Consider the following 22,086-nt stretch of genomic DNA (forward strand, 5'->3'; position numbering starts at 1 on the left):
GCTGGTGACGCCTATTTCAAAGCGGCTGGCTTTGTTGCAACTCATTCGCCTCATCCTCCTTCCTTGGCACAACGGGAGCCACCACTGGAACTGTATCCTTTGTCGATTCATTACCTTGTTCCTCATTGCCTTTCTGCTCCATTGCCTCTCTGCCACTTCCGCTCGTTGCCTCAGTGCCTGGTTGCCTCGCTGCCTTCTCTCCCGGCACTGTCGGTATCGAATCCCGCTTCTTCTCCTCTTGCTCTCTTAGCTTCCGGCGCTCCTCCCGTCGAGCCTCCCGCTTCTTCGCCGATTCGAAGATTTCGCGGAAGCGGTTGTAGTCGATACTGATCACAAAGCCCAGTCCAGTCTCCACGATATAGCCTTCAAGGATACCCTCATATTCATTCTTGCGATAGCCGCGCAGCATATAGCGGCCGTCTTTACTCAGTTGATAAGCGATCGATACGTCACCCGCAATATTGTTGCTCTGGCGGTTGGTATTCTGCGCCCCTTCCAGTTCAAAATTACTGCCAACAGTCACCGTAAGCCGGTCGTTCAGCAGGCGTTTGGAAAGCGCCACGTTGAGGTCGGTACGGTTCTGCATAGCACCTGTACTATAGTCTTCTTCCGATTGCACATCGAAATTGATGTCTACGCCAGTGGCAAGCCCGGCAGCCAGGTTGTTCAGCTGTTCCGTCAGTAGCTTGCTCACGCTCTGGCGGGCAAACCCTTCAGCCGTAAGGCTGCTGTTGCCCGTCACGAAAGGATCTTCACGGATAAACCGGTTGAGCAACAGCAGGGCAAACACCTGCTTGTTCATTTCGGCCGGTTGCTGCCGCAGCTGCTCCAGCTTGATATTCGAGTTCTCGATGATGGCTTTATCTACTACATAAGTTTTATCCTCCGGCAGCTTCACGTCGAAGGCGATCTTGGGTTTCAGCAGTTCGCCGGTCATCTTCAGGTGCACCTCGAAAGGCAGGCGCTGGCGGTAAGTGTTGCGCACGGAAGCGGTCATATCCGGCAGCTGGCTTTCCACGAGGTCGATGGGCGCGGTGTTCGCCACATACATGGCAGTAATATCTACATCCGCCTTGGTAGGCTCGCCCGTCCAGATGATACGGCTGCCCTTCTGGATATCGAACTTACGCTTCAGAAACTGGAACGAAAGCTCATAACTGCCCGATTCCAGTTCGTAAGTGCCCGACAGCGTTACCTTGCCGCTGGGATCGATGCCGCCATTGAGGTTCGCTTCCCCTTTCACGCGTAGGAAATCACCATTACCCTCATCGATGATCAGGTTCAGCTCCGCTGCTTTATCGAGGGAGATGTTGACGTTGATATCGAAGTCGCGGATGGAGGCGGTGTTGAGCGAGTCGAGACCACTATGCCACAATGAATCGTTGGGCACGGCGTCTTTGTCTACAAAGCGCACGATCCCTTCCCGTTCCTGCACGCCGGGATCGTCTTGTGGCAGCACTACGGTTAGCTTTGTTTTATCAAGTACGCTCAGCGAGCCATCTACGATGGGGTGCAGTTCAGTACCTTTTATATTTAGGCGGCTGTTGAAGAACAGGTCGCCATAATACATGTCATTATCCTTCTTTGTGCTGTTAAGCGCATGGAAATTGCGCGCGTTGAACACGAGGTCAAACCGGTAATTGCTGAAGTTGGTGGTATAAGCCGTACCGTCAAGCTCGGCGGTATTATTGGCGGAATCCTTGATCGTGAAGTTGTCGAATACCACCCCATCATTGGTGATGCGTATTTTCTCCTGGTCTATCTTCAGTTCGCTGCTCAGCGAAGCAGGTATAATAACCGCTTTGTTGAAATTCAGTTCCCCGTTGATCGAAGGCTTATCGACGGTGCCGTTGAGCGCAAACTGCCCGTTGGCAGTCCCCGCTGCTTTTTTGATAGCGCCCATCGATACACCTTCAAGCGTATTGAGTTGCAGCGTGCGTACCGCCACATCGAAGTCGAAAGTGCTTACGTCGGCAACTTTATAAAAACCTTTCACGCCTACATCGTTGCCGCGGCCGGTCAACGTCACGTCCGCATCATATTGATTCGGCGTTTCATTGTCCACCTTCACGTGCAGGTCCCCCAGCGTGTCCTTGCTCATGCTCACGTTGTTGATCGTAAGGTCGCCTACAAACACAGGCTGCTTCATGATATTCGTGAAAGTTACATTACCGTTCAGCTCACCGTCAGCAATCAGCGAATCCTTTTGGATAAAGCTCGCCAGAGTACTGATGCGGAAGCGCGAGAAGTCTACACCCAGCGGCTGCCCGCTTTGGTCGGTGCGGCTCTGCAGCGTCAGGCGTTGATCGATGAAACTCAGCCAGAATTGATCCGCAGTAATATTCGCCGAGTCGATCCTGATCTTGTTGTTATCACTCACTGCCCAGCGCTGGTAATTCAGCATCAGCGAGTCGGGGCGCAGCGAGAACTCATACACATTTTTTTGCGGCTGCGCCACCAGGCCTTCCACATGATATTTGTCACGCCCGTTTACATCTTTGGTGCCCAGCGTAAAATTGATTTTGTTGTCGGCAAGCGTAGCACGCAGCGAAGTACCATATACCGACAACGATTGACCACTGCGGATACCCTCGATGCCGATCACGGCCTGCAGCCTTTCTTCGTTGGTGTTGGCAGTAAGCGCCAGGTTGTTGATCTCCGTAGTGCCATACTCAACCATCGGCGCCCGCAGGTTCACATTCAATCCGCCATTACTGGTAAAGTGGCCGTTCAGGAACAACGGCTCCATGCGCTTAAGTGCAGGCACAAAACCCTCCAGCAGCGGACGGTGGATCACCCTTGCCCGTATCTTGAAATCGTAAGGAGCCAGCGCCGTCAGCGAGTCGCTGGCATTCGTGAAATATTTTTGTACGGAGCGTTGCACGATGCCGCCCATTTCAGTCAGCTTGTATTGCCCCCACAATTGCGCCATCACGATCTCACTGTTCAGCCGGATCACTTTACCGGTATCAGTAAGCGCAGCCACCACTTCCAGCGTATCCGTTTCGATCCGTTGATCACCCATCACCAGCAGGTTCTTCGTCACCAGCAACCGGCCATCGAGGCTGTCGATGTTCAGCACCGGGAAGTCGGCATCGATCACGCCGCGGTATTTGATAAGGTCGGTGGTCAGGTGCAGCGCTTGTGTATTGATACTGTCCACAACAGCATTCAGCTTGATGGCAGGGTAGGCGCCGGCCATACTGCCCGAAGCGTCGAGACTGATATGAATAGGTTCGTTTTTGATCCCGGCATTCACCTTGAACACTTGTTCCGCAATACTGCCGTTGAATTTGAAATCGCGATAAGTATACCCTTTATATTCCGCCACGGCGATCGATCCATCGGCCGAAGCATCCATCGTTTTCGGATTATAGCCGGTGCCCTTTACTGTCACATCCATCGTTAGCAGCCCCAGGTCGGGTTGATTCAGCAATTGCTTCAGATCAAAAGAGCGGGTAGTCACCGCCGCATCATATTGTATCCGGTTGGAGTCGGCGGGGTTGCGTACCCAGCCCTTCACAGTCGCAGTACCCAGTGTGGTGTTCAGCAATAGATCGGCAATCAGGTGTTGTTCCGTGCCTTTCAGCTTGCCGGAAATATTGAATTGAGAAGGGAAGGTGATATTGTCCGGAATGGAACCCTTGGGTAATAAGCCAAGCACATCCCGTTTGCTGCTGCTGATATCTTTGATCACGAGGTCAGCCTGCAGTTGCTTCATGTCAGGCAGGCCGCGAATATAACCGGCCACTTCCACGTTCGTTTGCTGCAAACCCTTAAGACGGAAGGAGGCAATACGCAGGTCTTTCACGGTGCCGCTCACCTGGCTGTTGAGCGTCCACGTAGCTTGCGGATTGGCAAAAGCAGGCTGGGCCTTCAGGTCGGGTGCAAACGTGAGAATATCCTTTACCTGCACCTTGCTGTTGCGCACGTCCATGTTAAGCCGTAGTTGACTAATGTCTCTTTTGAGCGCATCCAGCGAAGGATAGCTCACCTCGATGCTGCGCTCCAGCCGCGTGCCCGGCGTTTCCACCAGCAGGTCGTGCAGGTAAGCCCCCTTGGCGGTATATTGAAATTCAGTCTCCAGCGTATTCAACTTGAAACCTGACTGCTCAGTAAAATTACCTTCTGTGATCTGCCCGCTGATAGTATCGCTGCTATAGCGGATATCGCTGGCCGCAAAGTTCAGGTCGCGCAGATGCAGGTGCGCATAGTCCATACCTTGTTTGGCTTTCGGGGCATTGTCATCATCCATACGGAAGCTGTTCTTCGCCAGGTTGATCTTGTCCACCGTCACTCGCCAGCCACCGCTTTCAGCTTGCGCTTTCACTTCCTGCTTCACTTCTTTCACCACCACGTTGGCCCCCGGCTTCTTACCCATGCGCACGGCTGCGGTAGTATTATTGAGCACCACTTCGTCCAGCCTGATGAGGCGGTTGGTAAGGTCCAGCTGCCGCATGTCAAGGTTCAGCTCACCTAAATTCAAATTCGTATAAAAAGCGCTCACATCATTGCCATAATCGAGTTGGCAGTCTTCCAGCGCAATGTTTTTAAACAATAATTGCATATCCGGTCCCGCCGCCGCCTCGGCGGCGTCGGTGGCTTCAGATTCCGGTTCGGCCAGCGGTTTGCGTTGGTAGATCTGTGCCCGCAGGCCCCGCAGTTCAGTAGAAGGAACAGAATAAACAGCGTTAGTGGGATCGAATCGGTCGATACGTGTGTCGAGATGCCCGATAAACACGGTCATATCACTCCCGTTCACTACATCATTATACCGCGCCCGCACCTTATTCAGCACCACATGCCGGATCTCCATCTTCATACCAGCAGTATCGGTACTGGTAGTGGTATCGGGAGTCTTCGAAGCAAATGCATCTATAATGAACTGAAAATTGAAAGTAGTATCGGGCAGCGTCCGCTTCACGGAAGCATTGATATCTTCAAGGTTGATCTCCTGCACAATAAGCTCATTGTCCATCAGCTTCCAGAGGTTCACGTCAAACTTCATCCGGCCACCATAGAACAGCGTGTCCTTTTGCCGGTCCTCCACATAAATACCTTCCAGCACGATCTTTTTGGGAAACCCGATGTAGAACTTGCCAACGGCCACCTTTGTCTGCAGCTTCTTTTCCAGCCAGGTCACGGCCTTGCCGCGCAGGAAGTTTTGAACAGGAGGAGTTTGGATCAGTACCAACAGCAGGATCAAAATGCCCAATATGATCAGGAAGGTTTTAAGAAGGATCCTCCCGATCTTTTTAAGTCTTGCAGGCACAGTGGTTGGTTGTTTCACGTAAAATTGTCTATTTATATGTAATACTATCAGTTAGGCGGCGGTGCCTTGCAACAGTAATTCAAAAAGCAAGCCTTTTCCCGGCCGCCTCGAATTATTTACATGACCGGCAAATTGGGGAGATCGTTCTACAAATGTAAATGATAAGTTGATAGGTAGTTGACAGGTTAATAGGTTGATAGGTTAATAGAAGCGGGAAGACTAATAAGTCAAAAAGCTGATAGATTAACAAGGAGTTTGTATTCCTTATTAACCCATCAACTTTTCAACCTGTCAACTGACAAGTAAGGTTAATGGCTAAAATGAAAGGTTAATGATCAATGGACGATATCTTGATACCCCTTTATGGGGACTGGGTAAAATAAATTTGTAGTGGTAATTCCACATTTGCTGGCGCAACTTCAACGCGTATAGGTTCAAAGAAAACGGCCTTTCGCTCATAGCTTGTATTCCTAATAGCTAACGGCTAAAAGCTAACTCCTAACTCACCAGCCTCTCCGCGCCCCTTTCCTCCGTTCCGATCTTATGAAACCACTTCGATATCTCCTGGCATTCGGTGAAGGTGGTAGGTTTGATGATATAAGCCGCCGCACCGATCTCTTTACAACGCATCCGTTCGATGTCGTTGATCGAAGTAGAATAAATGATCACCGGAATACTTTGATATACAGGATGTTCCTTCAGAAAAGTAAGTGTCTCACGCCCGTTCATGCGGGGCATGTTCAGGTCCATCACGATGAGTGCGGGCAATTCATCCGGCTTCATGTCATTCAGCAGGTCGATGGCAGCCTCACCGTTGTCGGCAAACTGGATAGCGTCGTCCAAACCATTGTCTTTGAACGCCTCCAGCATTAAGAACTGATCCTCTGAGTCATCATCCACCAATAAAATCGTTTTGTTCTTGTTTACCATAATACCACGTTTAAAAAGATAAAGCATTATTGTCATCCTGAGCCTATCACTCTTTTGTCACCCTAAGCCTGTCGAAGGGTTGAACCCAAAGCCACTCTCGACCCTGAACTCACGACTCTCGACTCAACTCTTGCTCATTAGGTAATGATATAATAAAAGTGGTGCCCTGCCCCGGCTGGCTGTTTGCGGAAATATTGCCACGGTGCATGTCCACGATTTTCTTCGCCAGGCTCAGGCCGATGCCGGTGCCTTCAAACTCCTCGCGCGTGTGCAGGCGCTGAAACATACCGAAGATCTTTTCCGCGTATCGTTCATCAAAACCAATACCATTGTCACTAAAATAGATCGTAATTCCTTCATCGCCGGCATCAGCCCTGATGCTGATCTCCGGTGCAATATCTGGCTTCGAATATTTGATCGAGTTCGACAGCAAATTGGCAAATACCTGCTTCAGGTGTTGCGGAATACAATATACCTCAGGCAACGGGTCCGCATGGACAATTACCTGCCGCTCCTGGATCTTCAGGTCAAAATCCTGCAGCACTTCTTCCAGTAAAGATTGCAGGCTCGCATTGATAAACTCCTGCCGTCCGCTTGATATGCGCGAAAACAATAACAGGTCTTCGATCAGGCGCTTCATACGCGCCGTGGCGCTGATCATATTGTTCAGGATCGCCACACCGCTCTGGTCGATCTGGGTATACTTTCTTTGCAGAAAATCGCTATACACCATGATCTTGCGCAGCGGCTCCTGCAGGTCGTGCGAAGCCACGTAGGCAAACTGCGCCAGTTCCAGGTTACTCCGGTTCAGCTCCTGGATCTTGCTTTCCAGTTCCACCTGGTAGGTTTTCAGTTTGGCCTGAACATCATGCAGCTCCTTATTATCCTTGAGCGTTTGTTCTATCAGTTTCTGGTGATGGATGTTTACGGCATAGCCGATCCAGCCGCTGCCGCCATTGTCATCCTTGAGCGGAATACTGGAAGCCATATGCCACACATATTCGTCGGTATCTTTATGACGCAGTCGATATTCGAAGTGCATAGGTTGCCGGAGGCCCGCTTCATTTTCCCAGGTGATCCGTAGTTTGTCCCAATCCTCGGGATGCATCACCTGTTGCCAGTTTTGCGCCTGTAATTCATCCACAGTAGCGCCGGTAAAATCCAGCAGCCAATGGTTGGCATGCAGCAGGCGACCCGTTTCATCCAGTGTAAAGATCATCAACGGCACCGATTCCGAAAGCTGTTTATATTTTAGCTCGCTGGCAGTCAGCCGTTCGCTCAACTGCTGCAGCTGAATATTCTTGCGTTTGATCTCATCATAAGGCGAAAGAGGATACTCCTGTGAGAAGCTCCCCGCCCATAGTTTGATGGAGGCGTCGGTGAATTTATTGTTGGAAGGTGTACGGAAGCCGGTTTCGATGCTTTGGTCGTGCACTATAAATCGGTCGGCCAGCTTACGGGCATAATGCAGGTTGGGGTGCAGTTTGTCGGGTATCGGCTGGTCGCCATCGATGAATGCCAGCACCAGCTTATCGGTCATGCTCACCCCAAGGCGCAATACCGGCCGTTCGAGAAAGTCCACACCATAACGGCATATTTCCGACACAGCCGTGGCAAAGGTAGTTTGTGCTGCCAGGCTCAGGCCCGCCAGCTCACCCAGCTTCATCGAGCGGCGGTGCGCAAGGATAATGTCCATATCATTCTCCAGCCCAAGCCGGGTAAGTTCATGCATACACCTCAGTTTAGTTTGCCTACCACCACAGACATATCGTCTGTTTTGCGGGCAAAATCTTTATAAATAACCGCCGCCAGCATCGACAGATCATATTTCAAAAGGCCGGGATATTTGGTAATGTCCCATTGCGACCGAATGCCGTCCGAGCATAGCACGATATATTGGTTGGCATCTCCCGTCAGCAGGTCCTGGTCCTTCATAGTACCGGGTATGTTAAGGCCGATAATACCGTTATAACAAATATGATTACGCGATTGAGAGGCGCTGAAAGATTTGACGGCAATATTGCCGATGCCGCTGATCCAGCCCCTTTTCGCCAGCAGGTCGATCACCACGATCGATCCTACCAGGCCCCGCGTTCTTTTCACCGCCTGGTGCATTTCGCGGATAAGAGCGGTAGGGCTGGTTTCCCGCGATTCCCTAAATACGGCGCCGGCCGCTGCTACTGCCTTGTGCGCTTCAGGGCCATGGCCCAAGCCATCACCCAGTAATACTTTTACCTGCGTAGCAGTATGCTCTATCACGCAGCCATCACCACACATCTCCTCACCCGGCTTGGCCACAATGATGTGGCGGAATTCAGGCCGCGATGAGTTCCGGATGCCAGGCGTTGTTTTACTGTACACCCTGGCCAGCAACACAGTGCCCCAGTGCCTGATAGAGAACACTTCAAATTTGTCCGACAGCCGCTTGATCGCGCCTAACCCTTGGCCCAGCGTGCCGGTGGTAGATACCCCGTCCTCCATCATGCGCAAAGGTTCGTGCATCCCTGGCCCGTTATCGATGGCGATCACTTCGAGGTACATCTGCTGCGGATCGGGATGGATCATCACCAATAACTCTCCATCCTTGCCGTACTTATTGATATTCGAAGTGATCTCTGCAATAATGATATCGATCTCATCCGTCTTTTTGGGAGGGAAGCCGGCTTCCACTACCATCTTATGAATATCCTTTTTGATGATCGCAGTATAACTCCTGTCAGATGCTTTGAAACTTTTGTGCATAATCATCCGTTCTTCCACTTTAAGATCATCACGATAGTGCCCGTACCAGGTGTACTTTTAATGTCGAACTCATTCACCAGCCGCTTCGCGCCAGGCAATCCCAGGCCAAGACTTTTGCCGGTGCTGAAACCATCCTTCATAGCTTCAGAAATATTGGAAATGCCGGGTCCTTTGTCTGTAAAGGTGAGGCGTATCCCATTTTCGCGTCCTTTGCTCACGGCCTCGATCAATACCACGCCACCATTGGCATAGCGTAGCATATTGCGGCTAAGTTCGCTGGCGGCGGTGATTAGCTTGGTTTGATTCACCAGCCCCATACCGATGCGCACGGCATATTCCTTTACGCGGTTGCGAAAAGGAACCACGTCCTGTTCGTTCTTAACCTGCATGATTTCCTTATTCAGCGTCATCAATGTCATCGTCGTCATCTTCTATGGGAGTGAGGTCAATCTTGTTTCGCAATAATTCCATGCCCCGCTCCACATTCAACGCAGTATGTACACCTTCCAATGGCAAGCCCAGCTCTACAAGCGTAATGGCCACCGCAGGTTGCATACCTACAACCACAGTTTCAGCGTCCAGTATCCTGGACATGCTGGCGATATTGCCGATGATCCTGCCCATAAACGAATCGACGATCGAAACAGCTGAAATATCGATGAGAACGCCCCGGGCGCCGGTCTTATTCACCATTTGCACCAGGTCCGACTCCAGGCTCAAAGCAAGCCGGTCATACAGGTCTACCTGAATGGTCACCAATAAAAAATGTCCCATCTTTAGAATAGGAATCTTTTCCATATACGTCCTCTATATTTCTTTTTGGAGTTTTTGTTTCTTTCTTACTTCCAATTGTAATGAAGTAAAAGCATGACGCAGGGCGCTGGCCAGGGTAGCCTTGGTAGTGATCTGCGAAAGGTCGATACCGAGGTGTACCACTGTTTGCGCAATCTCAGGACGTATGCCGCTGATGATGCATTCGGCGCCCATGAGGCGGGTGGCACTTACAGTCTTGATCAGGTGTTGCGCCACCAGCGAATCCACAGCCGGTACGCCCGATATATCCAGAATGGCAATGCTGCTGCCTGTTTCCACGATCTCCTGCAACAGGCTTTCCATCACCACCTGTGTGCGCGCGCTGTCCAGTGTGCCGATGATCGGCAGCGCCAGGATCCCGTCCCACACCCGGATCACGGGCGTGGAGATCTCTGTGATCTCATCCGTTTGACGCAGGATCACATCTTCCCGGCCCTTGATGAAAGTTTCGAAAGTGACCATGCCCAGCTTGTCCACCATTTTATTAATGCGGAGACTTTCCTGGTACAGCAATAATGGATCTGCTTTCAACTCCTCCTGCAGTATTTCCAGTAGTGTATCGCGCAGGCTGAAAATATAAGCGCCGGTTTCCCGGGGGCTGAAACCCTGTTTGGCTCGTGAGATCGAAATACCGGAGAGGATTTCCAGTACTGGCTCGAAATCGGCCGAATCAGTGTCCTCTATATTTTTATCCGTAATAGCTTTCAGCAATCCTTCCACCAGTTCTTCAGACTGGCCGCGCAATTCATCATTGCTCATCAGGTCTTCACGCAGGCTGATATCAGCCAGTTGCTTCTGGATCCAGGTTTCCAGGATTTGCCTCTTTTTCTTTTGCAGGGTTTTGGCGAGATCAGGTTTCATATATGTCATACGTGTTTATAAACTGAAATAATAAATGGCGAGGCCTAAAAGAAATAGGATAGGTTTAAGGGTGCTTTCGTAAGATGGTTACAAAGGTTATTATCGTGCTGAGCCCTCGTAGCTGTCAGGCTGAGCTTGTCGAAGCCTTCTATAAGGTAATTAGAGTGTACACTCAATCCCTAAAACAGTGCCGGTTTGTAGAATTTAATCATGGATTAATTTATGCAGCCCGTAACGCCCACCGGGCCTACATCTTCAATAAAAAATAGATTTGTTGCTACCCAAAAGCATTGATAATCAAGTAGAGGTGTAGAGTACCCAATATGTGGAAAATAATGCCCAAAATGTGGAAATCTGTTTAAGTAATTTGGGGAGCAGTCGGCTGAAACTCAATAGGGCACACGATAAGTGAAAATGCTTAAAACTGGCATGATTTATTATTTGATATACCTTTTGTTATACCAGTTATCCACCAAATTATTTCTATGACCCGCCCAAAAACTAAGTCCTCCAGATCAGTGGACGGTTACAAGACTACTGCTGCAAATGGAATACCCAAGGCAAAGCCTGCCGCCAAAACAAAGAAGGCAATACCGGCGACCATCGGCTACGATGACAAGCAGGTACAGCAGGCCAGCCAGTTCGATCTCCGCGAACTGCTCCGGGTCCTCACCGAAATGAAGAATGGTAATTTCAACGTGCGCATGCCCATCGATGAAGAAGGATTGGGCGGCAAGATCTGCGACACGCTCAACGATATTATCTCCATCAACGAAAAAATGATGCAGGAGTTTACCCGCGCCGGTAATACCATCGGTAAGCAGGGTAAGCTCACCCAACGTATAGAAGTACCCAACGCCAAAGGTGCCTGGGGCACCGGCGTGGATTCACTCAACACCCTCATTTCCGACCTGGTGCACCCCACCATCGAGATCGCCCACGTAATCTCACTGGTGGCAAAAGGTAACCTCTCCCAGGAAATGCCACTGGAGATCGGCGGTCACCTGTTGCAGGGTGAGTTTGCCCGCATTGCCAAGGAGGTAAACGACATGGTGAAACAGCTCAACCTCTTCTCCGTGGAAGTAACGCGCGTGGCGCGGGAGGTGGGCTCCGAAGGTAAACTGGGTGGCCAGGCGAAAGTAAAAGGAGTAGGTGGTGTGTGGAAAGATTTGACAGACTCCGTAAACCAGATGGCCTCTAACCTGACAGGCCAGGTTCGGAACATCGCGGAGGTAACCACCGCGGTGGCGAAAGGTGACCTTTCCAAAAAGATCACGGTGGACGTAAAAGGAGAGATCCTCGAGCTGAAGAATACGATCAACACCATGGTGGACCAGTTGAACTCATTCTCTTCGGAGGTGACGCGCGTGGCGCTCGAAGTAGGTACCGAGGGTAAGCTCGGTGGCCAGGCGCAGGTAAAAGGGGTGGCCGGTACCTGGAAAGACTTGACAGACTCCGTAAACCAGATGGCCTCTAACCTGACGGGTCAGGTTCGGAACATCGCGGAAGTAACCACCGCGGTGGCGAAAGGTGACCTGTCACGCCAGATTACGGTGGACGTAAAAGGAGAGATCCTTGAATTGAAGAATACGATCAATACAATGGTGGACCAGCTCAACTCCTTCTCTGCGGAAGTAACGCGCGTGGCGCGTGAGGTAGGTTCGGAAGGTAAGCTCGGTGGACAGGCGAAAGTAAAAGGCGTTGGTGGTGTGTGGAAAGACTTGACGGACTCGGTAAACCAGATGGCCTCTAACCTTACTGGTCAGGTGCGTAACATCGCGGAAGTAACCACCGCGGTAGCGAAAGGTGACCTGTCGCGTAAGATCACGGTGGACGTAAAAGGAGAGATCCTCGAGCTGAAGAATACGATCAACACGATGGTGGACCAGCTCAACTCATTCTCTTCCGAGGTGACGCGCGTGGCCCTCGAAGTAGGTACCGAGGGTAAGCTCGGTGGTCAGGCCCAGGTAAAAGGGGTGGCCGGTACCTGGAAAGACTTGACCGACTCAGTAAACGGGATGGCCTCCAACCTTACCGGTCAGGTGCGCAACATCGCGGAAGTAACGACGGCGGTGGCACGGGGTGACTTGAGCCGTAAGATCACGGTAGACGTAAAAGGAGAGATCCTCGAATTGAAGAATACGATCAATACGATGGTGGACCAGTTGAACTCTTTCGGATCGGAAGTAACGCGTGTGGCGCGTGAGGTAGGTTCCGAAGGTAAGCTGGGTGGCCAGGCGCAGGTACCCGGTGTAGGTGGTACCTGGAAAGACTTGACAGACTCCGTAAACGTAATGGCGGGTAACCTTACCTCCCAGGTACGTAACATCGCGGAAGTAACGACTGCGGTGGCTACGGGTGACCTGTCGCGTAAGATCGATGTGGACGTGCGTGGAGAGATCCTCGAGTTGAAGAATACGATCAATACGATGGTGGACCAGTTGCGCGGTTTCGCATCGGAAGTAACGCGGGTGGCCCGTGAGGTGGGCTCCGAAGGAAAACTGGGTGGTCAGGCAACGGTAGAAGGCGTTGGTGGTGTATGGAAAGACCTGACAGACTCTGTGAACGGGATGGCCTCTAACCTGACCGGACAGGTGCGTAACATCGCGGAAGTAACGACCGCAGTGGCGCGTGGTGACCTGTCGCGTAAGATCACGGTGGACGTAAAAGGAGAGATCCTCGAGTTGAAGAATACGATCAATACGATGGTGGACCAGTTGAACTCTTTCGGATCGGAAGTAACGCGTGTGGCTCGTGAGGTGGGATCGGAAGGTAAACTGGGCGGACAGGCCGACGTACCCGGTGTAGGTGGTACCTGGAAAGACTTGACAGACTCTGTAAATAAAATGGCCTCCAACCTTACCTCGCAGGTGCGCAACATCGCCGAGGTAACGACAGCGGTGGCCAATGGTGACCTCTCGCGTAAGATTGGTGTGGACGTAAAAGGAGAGATCCTCGAGTTGAAGAATACGATCAACACGATGGTGGACCAGCTCCGCGGCTTCGCATCGGAAGTAACGCGGGTAGCCCGTGAGGTGGGTACCGAAGGTAAACTGGGTGGCCAGGCCAACGTACCGGGTGTGGCGGGTACCTGGAAAGACTTGACCGACTCCGTAAACCAGATGGCGGGTAACCTCACCTCACAGGTGCGGAACATTGCCGAGGTGGCCATCGCGGTGGCAAATGGTGACATGTCGAAGAAGATCACGGTGGACGTGCGCGGTGAGATTCTCCAGCTGAAAGAAACCCTCAACACGATGGTGGATCAGCTACGCGCCTTCGCATCGGAAGTAACACGTGTAGCCCGTGAGGTAGGTACCGATGGTAAACTGGGTGGACAGGCCTTCGTACCGGGTGTGGCGGGTACCTGGAAAGACTTGACGGACTCCGTAAACCAGATAACGGGTAACCTGACAGCTCAGGTGCGCAACATCGCCGAAGTAACCAAAGCGGTGGCATCCGGTGACTTGAGTAAAACAGTACAGATCGACGTTAAAGGAGAGATCCTTGACCTGAAGAATACGATCAACACGATGGTGGAGCAGTTGAACTCCTTCGCCTTCGAAGTAACGCGTGTGGCCCGTGAGGTAGGTACCGAAGGTAAACTGGGTGGCCAGGCCGAAGTACGTGGTGTGGCCGGTACCTGGAAAGACTTGACCGACTCCGTGAACATGATGGCCTCCAACCTTACCAACCAGGTGCGTGGTATCGCGAAGGTGGTAACCGCCGTGGCAACCGGTAACCTGAAACAAAAACTGTCCATCGTATCACGCGGTGAGGTGGCGCAGTTGACAGATACGATCAACGAAATGATCGATACCCTCGCGGTGTTTGCCGACCAGGTAACTACCGTAGCCCGTGAGGTGGGTGTCGAAGGACGATTGGGTGGTCAGGCGTCCGTGCCTGGCGCATCCGGTATCTGGAAGAACTTAACAGAAAACGTAAACCAGCTGGCGCAAAACCTCACCACGCAGGTGCGTTCCATCTCCGAGGTGGCAAGCTCGGTAACGAAGGGTGATCTTACCCGTACCATCCGTGTAGAAGCGAAAGGTGAGGTGGAAGCGTTGAAAGATACTATCAACCAGATGATCAGCAACCTGAAGCAGACGACACTCCGTAACCAGGAGCAGGACTGGTTGAAATCAAACCTTGCAGGATTCGGACAAATGTTGCAGGGGCAAAAAGACCTGAAGACCGTAACCCAGCGTATCCTGTCCGAGCTGGCATCGGTGGTAACGGCCCACTACGGCGCCTTCTATATCCTCAAACAGGATGAAGAAACACAAAATGTAAACCTGAGCCTGTTCGCCGCGTATGGATACCAGTCAGATAAAAATATTCCCACAGAATTTGCAATAGGAGAGAGCCTCGTAGGCCAGGTGGCTTACGAAAAAGAGAGGATCATCCTCAGCAATGTACCGGGCAATTATATCAAGATCAGCTCAGGACTGGGACGCGCCAAACCGGCCAACCTCATCATCCTGCCGGTACTCTTCGAAAACAACGTGAAAGCGGTGATCGAGCTGGCTTCGCTCGATACTTTCAGCGAAACCCACCTCGACTTCTTGAGCCAGCTTACGGAAAGTATCGGTATCGTGTTGAACACGATCGAAGCAAATACACGGACGGAAGAGCTGCTGAGTCAATCACAATCACTGGCGGGTGAGTTGAAAATACAACAGGAAGAGCTGCGCCGTACCAACGACGAGCTGCAGGATAAAGCACTGCTGCTGGTAAAACAAAAGAACGAAGTGGAAGCCAAGAACAAAGAGGTGGAAGAAGCCCGTCGTTCACTCGAAGAAAAAGCAGAACAGCTTACACTTACATCTAAGTACAAATCGGAGTTCCTGGCCAACATGTCGCACGAGTTGCGTACACCACTCAACTCCTTGCTCATCCTTGCACAGCAATTGTATGAGAATGCAGAAGGCAATCTGTCCGATAAACAGATACGCTACGCGCGTACCATCCACTCTTGTGGAGATGACCTGATCCAGCTGATCAACGATATCCTCGACCTGTCGAAGATCGAATCAGGTTTCATTACCGCCAACCTCGGTGCAGTGCGCTTCACAGAGATCGCTTCCTTCGTGGAAACCACCTTCAAGCCGATCTCCGAAGCACGTCACCTGCGCTTCACCATCGAAACAGACCCAAGACTGCCTGAGGCGATGGAGACCGACTTGCAGCGCTTGAACCAGATCCTCAAAAACCTGCTGTCCAACTCGTTTAAGTTTACCGAGAAAGGAGAAGTGAAGCTGCGCATCTATGAAGCACGCAAGAACTGGAAGCAGGGAACAACCACGCTCGATAACGCTTCCAAAGTCGTGGCCTTTGCCATTACCGATACGGGCATTGGTATTCCGCAGGAAAAGCAGAACATCATCTTCGAAGCCTTCCAGCAGGCAGAAGGTTCCACCAGCCGTAAGTATGGAGGCACTGGTTTGGGCCTCTCCATCAGCCGCGGTTTGGCCGAACTATTGGGTGGCACCATCGAACTGGAAAGCCAGCCTTCCTTTGGTAGCACCTTCACGTTATTCCTGCCTGTAGAATCGGCCGGCATCATCCCTGCCAAAGAAGACACCCTGTCAGTTGCTTATCGTCAATACCAGCTGGGAGGCGACAGTGGTGAGATCGATACACTCATCAATTCTATCCGGGCAAGTAATGAGAATGTAGAACCTGCACAGGCAATGCACGGCATGGTCAATGAAATGATCAACGAAACAGGCGACGACCGTAATGGCGTGCTGCCCAGTGATAAAGTGATCCTCATTGTGGAAGATGACCTGCGCTTCGGCAAGATCATTATCGACAAAGCACACGAACGCGGCCTCAAAGCCATCGTGGCCACCAACTATATTGAAGTATTCGACTTCATCAATCGCTTCCTGCCCATTGCCATTACGCTCGATGTAAAACTGCCCGATACCAGTGGGTGGAAAGTACTCGATCTGTTGCGCAATGACCTCAACTACCGCCACATACCCATTCACCTCATCTCCGGTGAAGAGAATAGGGACCTGGCGCTCAAACGTGGCGCCCGCAGCTTCCTGCTGAAGCCGCTGGACAATGAAGCATTGAATGAGTTGTTTGAAGATATCCTGACGTTCAACAGCAAACAGGTCAAGAAAGTGCTGGTGATAGAAGACAATGAGATCGACTCTTCGCAGATCGTGAAAATACTGCACGCCGGCAACATGGAAGTCACACTGGCTGATACAGGAAAAGATGCAGTACAACAGATCACTGGCAGCGACAATGATTTTGATTGTATCATTCTTGATTATACCTTGCCGGATATCTCGGGTACGGATATTGTAAACAAGGTGGCGGAAGCGAAACAGAAACATACACCCGTGATCATCTACTCCGCAAAGGATTTTGGCAAGAAGGAACTGCAACACCTCAACCGCACGTCCAACTCCATTATCCTGAAAGGAGTCAACTCACTGGAGCATCTGTTGGAAGAGACTGTGTTGCACCTACACATCAACCACAAAGACCTGCCGCAGGATAAGAAACGGGTGATCGAGAATATCCGCATGAAAGAAGATATCCTCACCGCTAAAAATATCCTCGTAGTGGACGATGACGTAAGGAACCTTTTTGCATTGACCACCGTATTTGAAAGATATAATATCAATGTGATCACGGCCGAGAGTGGAAAAGATGCCATCAATATCATCCGCGATGAGAATCCAAAGATCGACATGGTGCTGATGGACATTATGATGCCGGAAATGGACGGGTACGAAACCACCCAGAAGATCAGGCGTGAACACAAGAACAGTACGTTGCCCATCATAGCAGTTACGGCAAAGGCCATGAAGGGCGACCGCCAGAAATGTATAGAAGCCGGCGCTTCCGATTATATTACCAAACCGTTGAAGATTGATCAGTTGCTGTCATTGATGCGTGTATGGTTCTATAAATAGAGAGCTGTTAGCCTTTAGGTATTAGCTGTTAGTAAGGCTAAAAGCTAATACCTAAAAGCTAATACCAGATAAACAGACCTTATCCCAATATCCTAATACTAAATTCCTAAATTGAAACATTTCACATGCAGCAAAAGATCTTATTGGTAGATGACCGGGAAGATAATTTGCTTTCGATGGAGGCGATCCTGGAGTCTGACGGATACCAGTTTGTAAAAGCTACATCTGGACGTCATGCCCTCAAGATCCTGTTGACCGAATTCGATTTCGCACTCATCCTCATGGATGTAAAAATGCCCAACCTCAACGGCTTCGAAACCGCTGCACTCATCTATGAGCGGGAGAAGCTGCGGCATATTCCCATTATATTCATTACCGCCAACACCTATGGCGAAGACAATATCTTCAAAGGCTACCGTACCGGGGCAGTGGATTATATCTACAAGCCCATCAATCCCGATCTGCTGAGGGCCAAGGTAGCGGTGTTCATTGATCTATATCAAAAGAACCGTCGCCTGTTGGTACAGGAGCAAAAGCTGAAAGCCATCAATAAGAACCTGGAGAACGAGATCCATGAGCGCAAGGCTTCCGAAGAAAAAGTCCACCAGCTCAACAGGCAGCTCCTGAACAACATTGCATTGTTGGAATCCGCCAACCGTGACCTCGACCGCTTCGCTTTCATGGCTTCCCACGATTTGCAGGAGCCCCTGCGCAAGATCCGCACCTTCAGCGATCTGCTCTCCTCCAAGTTTAAGGAAAACCTTGATGGCGATGCCAATACGTACATTGGCCGTATACAAAGCGCTGCAGCCCGTATGCAGGCATTGATCAAGGACATCCTGGCCTTCTCCAAGCTCACCGGTGAGAAAGACAACTTCGAGTTTACTGACCTGAATATATTACTCGATGAAGCACTGGTAGACCTGGAGGCGCCCATTCGCGAGAAGCAGGCGCGCATCAGCGTGGCAGAGCCGTTGCCGGCATTGGAAGTCAACCCCGGTCTTATCAGGCCCTTGTTCTTCAACCTCATCAGCAATGCACTTAAATACAGTAAAGAAGAGGAGGCGCCGCTGATCAATATTCGTTATGAGCTAAGTACTTCTGGCGCCAATATCAACAGCACTACTGATAACCTTGGTAAATATTGCCGCATCTACATTGAAGACAATGGTATCGGCTTCGACCAGGTATACGCCGAGCAGGTATTTGAAATGTTCCGCCGCCTCCATGTCAGCAGCGCTTTCGAAGGCACCGGCATCGGCCTGGCTTTATGCAAGAAGATCGTGGAAAAACACCACGGCTTCATCGCCGCCAAAAGCAAACCCAACGAAGGCACCACTTTCATCATCACCTTACCTGTCTACCAACCTGTAAAAGTAGGAGTGTAAGAAGCCTTCGTCTATGTAACAAGTACACCCTTCCTTGTCATTTCGAACGGAGCGATAGCGCAGTGAGAAATCTGCTTGCGAAGCAAAAACATATCGAAGAAAAGGCACAACGAAGCAAACGAATTGCCCGGCCCTTTAGGGCCGGGATAAAATCATGAACTCCTTCTTGGGCTTTAGCCCAATCTGTTTTCCGCCTTCACTAAATCCGCAACAATCTTATCAATCGGCAACGTAATAACCGCTGAAGAAAAATCCTCCCAATCAATAAACCGAAAAGTTTCCGTTTCTCCTGTACGCTTGTACACATCCATCTGCTGCTCATCAAAATCAAACTCTTTCGTGCGTAGCGGCGCTTTGATAGGCTCCAGCGCATGCGCAAAATAATAAATGGCAATGATCTGCTGATCGGGAGAGAACGCACTCATCTGGAAGAAGTCGGTAGTATAGATATGATCGCCAACACGCACATCCAGGTCCATCTCCTCTTTGAACTCTCTCTTCAGACAATCCCGTGTACCTTCTCCAAACTCCAGCCCGCCGCCGGGAAACTTGGTATAGAGCCCCCCACGGATATATTCATCCGCTACCAAAACCTGTTTCTTGTCATTCATCAAAATGCCGTAAACCCTTACATTAAACATAGCTGTATTTATTGGCTGATTTGAGAGAGTAAACTTAATACTTATTTGGTAAAACCTTTTTACCGGGAGCAGAGAGTAAATATCGATGTTAGAATATCTTCTTCTTCAGGAAGAACCAGCCGATTACAAGAGAGATGACAAGCGAAAGAAATACAGGGATATAAAACGCGTAAGGAGAATCCTTATAAGGGATGGGCACGTTCATGCCATAGATACTGGCTACCAGTACGGGAAAGGTCAATACGATCGTGATCACCGACAGGCGGCGCAACACTTCGTTTTGGTTATTCGCAATAATGCTGGCGAAAGCATCCAGCGTACTACTCAGGATGTTCGTGTAGATATTGGCCATTTCAAGGGCCTGTGAGTTGTCAACGATCAGGTCGCCCAGGAACTCTTTTTCCTCTTCATTGAGGCCAAGGAAGCTGGTACGCTCGATCTTCATCAACAACATCTCGTTGGAACGCAGCGCCGTTACGAAATACACCAGACTTTTTTGGATCCGCATCAGTTGCAGCAGCTCCTCATTCCGGTTGGCGGCATACAGGCGCTGCTCTACGATATTACGGCGGTGGTTGATCTCCTTCAGCGATTCCATATACGTTTGAATGATCTTCTCGAAGATCTTCAACGCCATCATCTTCCGGTTGTCCGGGTGACGGTTCTGGAAAGTGTGCAGGAATTTCTTGATCGCCTCGTTGTCGAAAGAGTTTACAGTGACGATCTGGTTGTGCGTAAGGATGATAACGATCGGGATGGTGATATACAGTGCGTCACTCTCGTTGAAAGAGTTGTTCTCCGTAGGCGTTTTAATAACGACCAGCTTCACATTATCACTCTCCTCGAAACGGCTACGTTCGTCGATATCCAGTGAGTCGGTCAAGAAGTCCAGTGGAATATCCATCGCATCAGCCAGCTCGGAAAACTCTTCCTGCTTCAGCGGTGGCAATACATTCACCCACGCCCCATTATCGGGTTTGTCGATGGCGACCGTTTGGTGATTGATATTTTTAAAGTACTGGATCATTTGGCCGGCGCAAAGGTAGGGGAAAACACTAAACCCTTGCTTTTACAATATTAAGATGGTGATCTGTGTGATAAATGGTAAAATAACATAACTCCCGCAAGGTGATTTTTCCCAATAAAGGATGCTTTACCAGGTACTTGTCCAGTTGATCGTCCTTCCAGTTCTTGCGCAGCGCTTGTAGATAAATGGCGCTAAACTGTCGCCAGTGATTGATCAACTCTTCTTTATTGGTGCCGGGCTTGAAGTGCTTGGGAATATACCGGCCCTGTGCCTTTCCACCAGCTGCCAATACTGCCTGATACTTTTCTACAAGGGCAGGGTAGGAGCTGGAAGCGCGGTTGGACTTGCCGCCAAACAGACGTACCAAAAACTTGGGGATAGCATAAGCCGCCGTAGCGGATTTGGTATGGATGACCAGGTGCTGCAGATGTTGTGCAATAGACCATTGGCCGGCTGGCTCCTCAAAAAAACGTTCCTGCGGCAGGTCACGGCAAAAAGCGGTAAACCGTTGAAAAGCCTTCTCCGATTCGCGCAAGATCTCCGCTATGGTAAGTGAATTGGGTAAACTCATGGTTTCAGTTCGATCCCTCCCTCAAATACTTTTTCTGCGGGACCGCACAACCATACATTATTATAAGTGTCGTCGTCAACGCGATCATACTCTACCGACAGCTTGCCGCCGCGGGTAAGCACCGTTACATCATTGAAGCCACGTTCATTGTGGTAGCATACGAGGGCGCTGGCAGTAACGCCGGTGCCACAGGAAAGCGTTTCATCCTCCACACCTCGTTCGTAAGTGCGTACGATGATCTCGTCTACCCGTTTTTGCTCTACAAAGTTTACATTGATGCCTTCTTTGCTGTACGTGTTGTTATAGCGAATGTCCATGCCTTTCTTATACACATCTAATGCCATCACATCAGGCACCATCTTTACATAGTGGGGAGAACCGGTATCGAGGATAAAATCGCCGTGCGATTCGCGGATGTTAGCCACATCCTTCATCTTCAGGCTCACCGTGCCGTCATCATCGATCTCGGCTTCGTGCTCACCATCTACGGCAATAAAGTGATAGAGACTCTTTCTGATGCCCTGGTGGTAGGCAAACTTTACGAGACAGCGGCCACCATTGCCACACATAGTACTTTCCCGGCCATCAGCATTGTAATACTTCATCTCGAAGTCGTAGCCGGGTTTAACATTCAACAACATCAACCCGTCTGCGCCAATGCCAAAGCGGCGGTCACACAGAAAACGGATCTGCTCGGTATTCAGTTCATTATATTGACCATCACGATTATCCAGTATCACAAAATCATTCCCTGTGCCCTGGTATTTGTAGAATTTCAGTTTCATGGAGTATCCTCTACGGTTTTATTTAGCTCTTCTTCACTCGCTCGCCTTCCCGCCGCATGGCGGGATGAGGTTATTGCGGGGCCTCTGGCCCCTTTACTACTCAAAATTACTAACAATC

The 22,086-nt window shown here is 50.5% G+C and carries 13 protein-coding genes; 2 read left to right on the plus strand and 11 right to left on the minus strand.

The window, feature by feature from the left end; translation table 11 throughout:
• Positions 1-16: 16 nt before the first annotated feature.
• The 7 genes from AC5JBY_RS15245 to AC5JBY_RS15275 all read right to left on the minus strand — a co-directional run bounded on the left by AC5JBY_RS15245 (position 17) and on the right by AC5JBY_RS15275 (position 10,618).
• A complete protein-coding gene (locus AC5JBY_RS15245) occupies positions 17-5,290 on the minus strand; it encodes a translocation/assembly module TamB domain-containing protein (RefSeq protein ID WP_495905470.1) in 5,274 nt (1,757 codons plus the stop codon).
• A 480-nt stretch (positions 5,291-5,770) separates the two neighbouring features.
• Positions 5,771-6,202, minus strand: a complete 432-nt coding sequence (locus AC5JBY_RS15250; RefSeq protein WP_495905471.1) for a response regulator — start codon at positions 6,200-6,202, stop codon at positions 5,771-5,773.
• A gap of 109 nt (positions 6,203-6,311) precedes the next feature.
• Complete coding sequence (locus tag AC5JBY_RS15255; RefSeq protein ID WP_495905472.1) at positions 6,312-7,934, minus strand: ATP-binding protein; 1,623 nt, start codon at positions 7,932-7,934, stop codon at positions 6,312-6,314.
• A gap of 5 nt (positions 7,935-7,939) precedes the next feature.
• Positions 7,940-8,944 carry an ATP-binding protein gene (locus AC5JBY_RS15260; RefSeq protein WP_495905473.1) on the minus strand — a complete coding sequence of 335 codons (1,005 nt, stop codon included), beginning with the start codon at positions 8,942-8,944 and terminating at the stop codon, positions 7,940-7,942.
• 2 nt (positions 8,945-8,946) lie between these two features.
• Positions 8,947-9,372 carry an anti-sigma regulatory factor gene (locus AC5JBY_RS15265; RefSeq protein WP_495905474.1) on the minus strand — a complete coding sequence of 142 codons (426 nt, stop codon included), beginning with the start codon at positions 9,370-9,372 and terminating at the stop codon, positions 8,947-8,949.
• Positions 9,341-9,742 (minus strand): STAS domain-containing protein, encoded by a 402-nt coding sequence (locus AC5JBY_RS15270; protein WP_495905475.1) that lies wholly within the window; start codon positions 9,740-9,742, stop codon positions 9,341-9,343. Before AC5JBY_RS15270 ends, AC5JBY_RS15265 begins: the two co-directional genes overlap by 32 nt.
• A gap of 9 nt (positions 9,743-9,751) precedes the next feature.
• On the minus strand, positions 9,752-10,618 hold the full coding sequence (locus AC5JBY_RS15275; RefSeq protein WP_495905476.1) for an STAS domain-containing protein: 867 nt from the start codon (positions 10,616-10,618) through the stop codon (positions 9,752-9,754).
• 485 nt (positions 10,619-11,103) lie between these two features.
• Between AC5JBY_RS15275 and AC5JBY_RS15280 the strand changes: the two genes are divergently transcribed.
• Together AC5JBY_RS15280 and AC5JBY_RS15285 are read left to right on the plus strand one after the other, a co-directional pair.
• The gene (locus tag AC5JBY_RS15280; protein WP_495905477.1) at positions 11,104-17,556 is read left to right on the plus strand and encodes a HAMP domain-containing protein; all 6,453 of its coding nucleotides are present in this window, start codon (positions 11,104-11,106) and stop codon (positions 17,554-17,556) included.
• A gap of 125 nt (positions 17,557-17,681) precedes the next feature.
• Positions 17,682-18,944: a response regulator gene (locus AC5JBY_RS15285; RefSeq protein ID WP_495905478.1), complete on the plus strand. Its 1,263-nt coding sequence runs from the start codon at positions 17,682-17,684 to the stop codon at positions 18,942-18,944.
• Between the two features lie 173 nt (positions 18,945-19,117).
• Here AC5JBY_RS15285 and AC5JBY_RS15290 read toward each other — a convergent pair whose 3' ends face one another.
• The 4 genes from AC5JBY_RS15290 to dapF all read right to left on the minus strand — a co-directional run bounded on the left by AC5JBY_RS15290 (position 19,118) and on the right by dapF (position 21,968).
• On the minus strand, positions 19,118-19,585 hold the full coding sequence (locus AC5JBY_RS15290; protein ID WP_495905479.1) for an NUDIX domain-containing protein: 468 nt from the start codon (positions 19,583-19,585) through the stop codon (positions 19,118-19,120).
• 88 nt (positions 19,586-19,673) lie between these two features.
• The gene (locus tag AC5JBY_RS15295; protein ID WP_495905480.1) at positions 19,674-20,612 is read right to left on the minus strand and encodes a magnesium transporter CorA family protein; all 939 of its coding nucleotides are present in this window, start codon (positions 20,610-20,612) and stop codon (positions 19,674-19,676) included.
• Between the two features lie 28 nt (positions 20,613-20,640).
• Positions 20,641-21,183: a DinB family protein gene (locus tag AC5JBY_RS15300; RefSeq protein ID WP_495905481.1), complete on the minus strand. Its 543-nt coding sequence runs from the start codon at positions 21,181-21,183 to the stop codon at positions 20,641-20,643.
• Positions 21,180-21,968 carry a diaminopimelate epimerase gene (dapF, locus tag AC5JBY_RS15305; RefSeq protein WP_495905482.1) on the minus strand — a complete coding sequence of 263 codons (789 nt, stop codon included), beginning with the start codon at positions 21,966-21,968 and terminating at the stop codon, positions 21,180-21,182. The genes AC5JBY_RS15300 and dapF overlap by 4 nt, the downstream gene beginning before the upstream one ends.
• Positions 21,969-22,086: the final 118 nt, after the last annotated feature.

The sequence above is a fragment of the Paraflavitalea sp. genome (assembly GCF_059502485.1).

Coding starts and splice junctions, on each gene's coding strand:
- AC5JBY_RS15250 (WP_495905471.1), bottom strand. CDS start 6,202: ATGGTAAACAAGAACAAAACGATTTTATTGGTGGATGATGACTCAGAG.
- AC5JBY_RS15270 (WP_495905475.1), bottom strand. CDS start 9,742: ATGGAAAAGATTCCTATTCTAAAGATGGGACATTTTTTATTGGTGACC.
- AC5JBY_RS15295 (WP_495905480.1), bottom strand. CDS start 20,612: ATGATCCAGTACTTTAAAAATATCAATCACCAAACGGTCGCCATCGAC.
- AC5JBY_RS15280 (WP_495905477.1), top strand. CDS start 11,104: ATGACCCGCCCAAAAACTAAGTCCTCCAGATCAGTGGACGGTTACAAG.
- AC5JBY_RS15285 (WP_495905478.1), top strand. CDS start 17,682: ATGCAGCAAAAGATCTTATTGGTAGATGACCGGGAAGATAATTTGCTT.
- AC5JBY_RS15265 (WP_495905474.1), bottom strand. CDS start 9,372: ATGACGACGATGACATTGATGACGCTGAATAAGGAAATCATGCAGGTT.
- AC5JBY_RS15255 (WP_495905472.1), bottom strand. CDS start 7,934: ATGCATGAACTTACCCGGCTTGGGCTGGAGAATGATATGGACATTATC.
- dapF (WP_495905482.1), bottom strand. CDS start 21,968: ATGAAACTGAAATTCTACAAATACCAGGGCACAGGGAATGATTTTGTG.
- AC5JBY_RS15300 (WP_495905481.1), bottom strand. CDS start 21,183: ATGAGTTTACCCAATTCACTTACCATAGCGGAGATCTTGCGCGAATCG.
- AC5JBY_RS15290 (WP_495905479.1), bottom strand. CDS start 19,585: ATGTTTAATGTAAGGGTTTACGGCATTTTGATGAATGACAAGAAACAG.
- AC5JBY_RS15275 (WP_495905476.1), bottom strand. CDS start 10,618: ATGAAACCTGATCTCGCCAAAACCCTGCAAAAGAAAAAGAGGCAAATC.
- AC5JBY_RS15260 (WP_495905473.1), bottom strand. CDS start 8,944: ATGCACAAAAGTTTCAAAGCATCTGACAGGAGTTATACTGCGATCATC.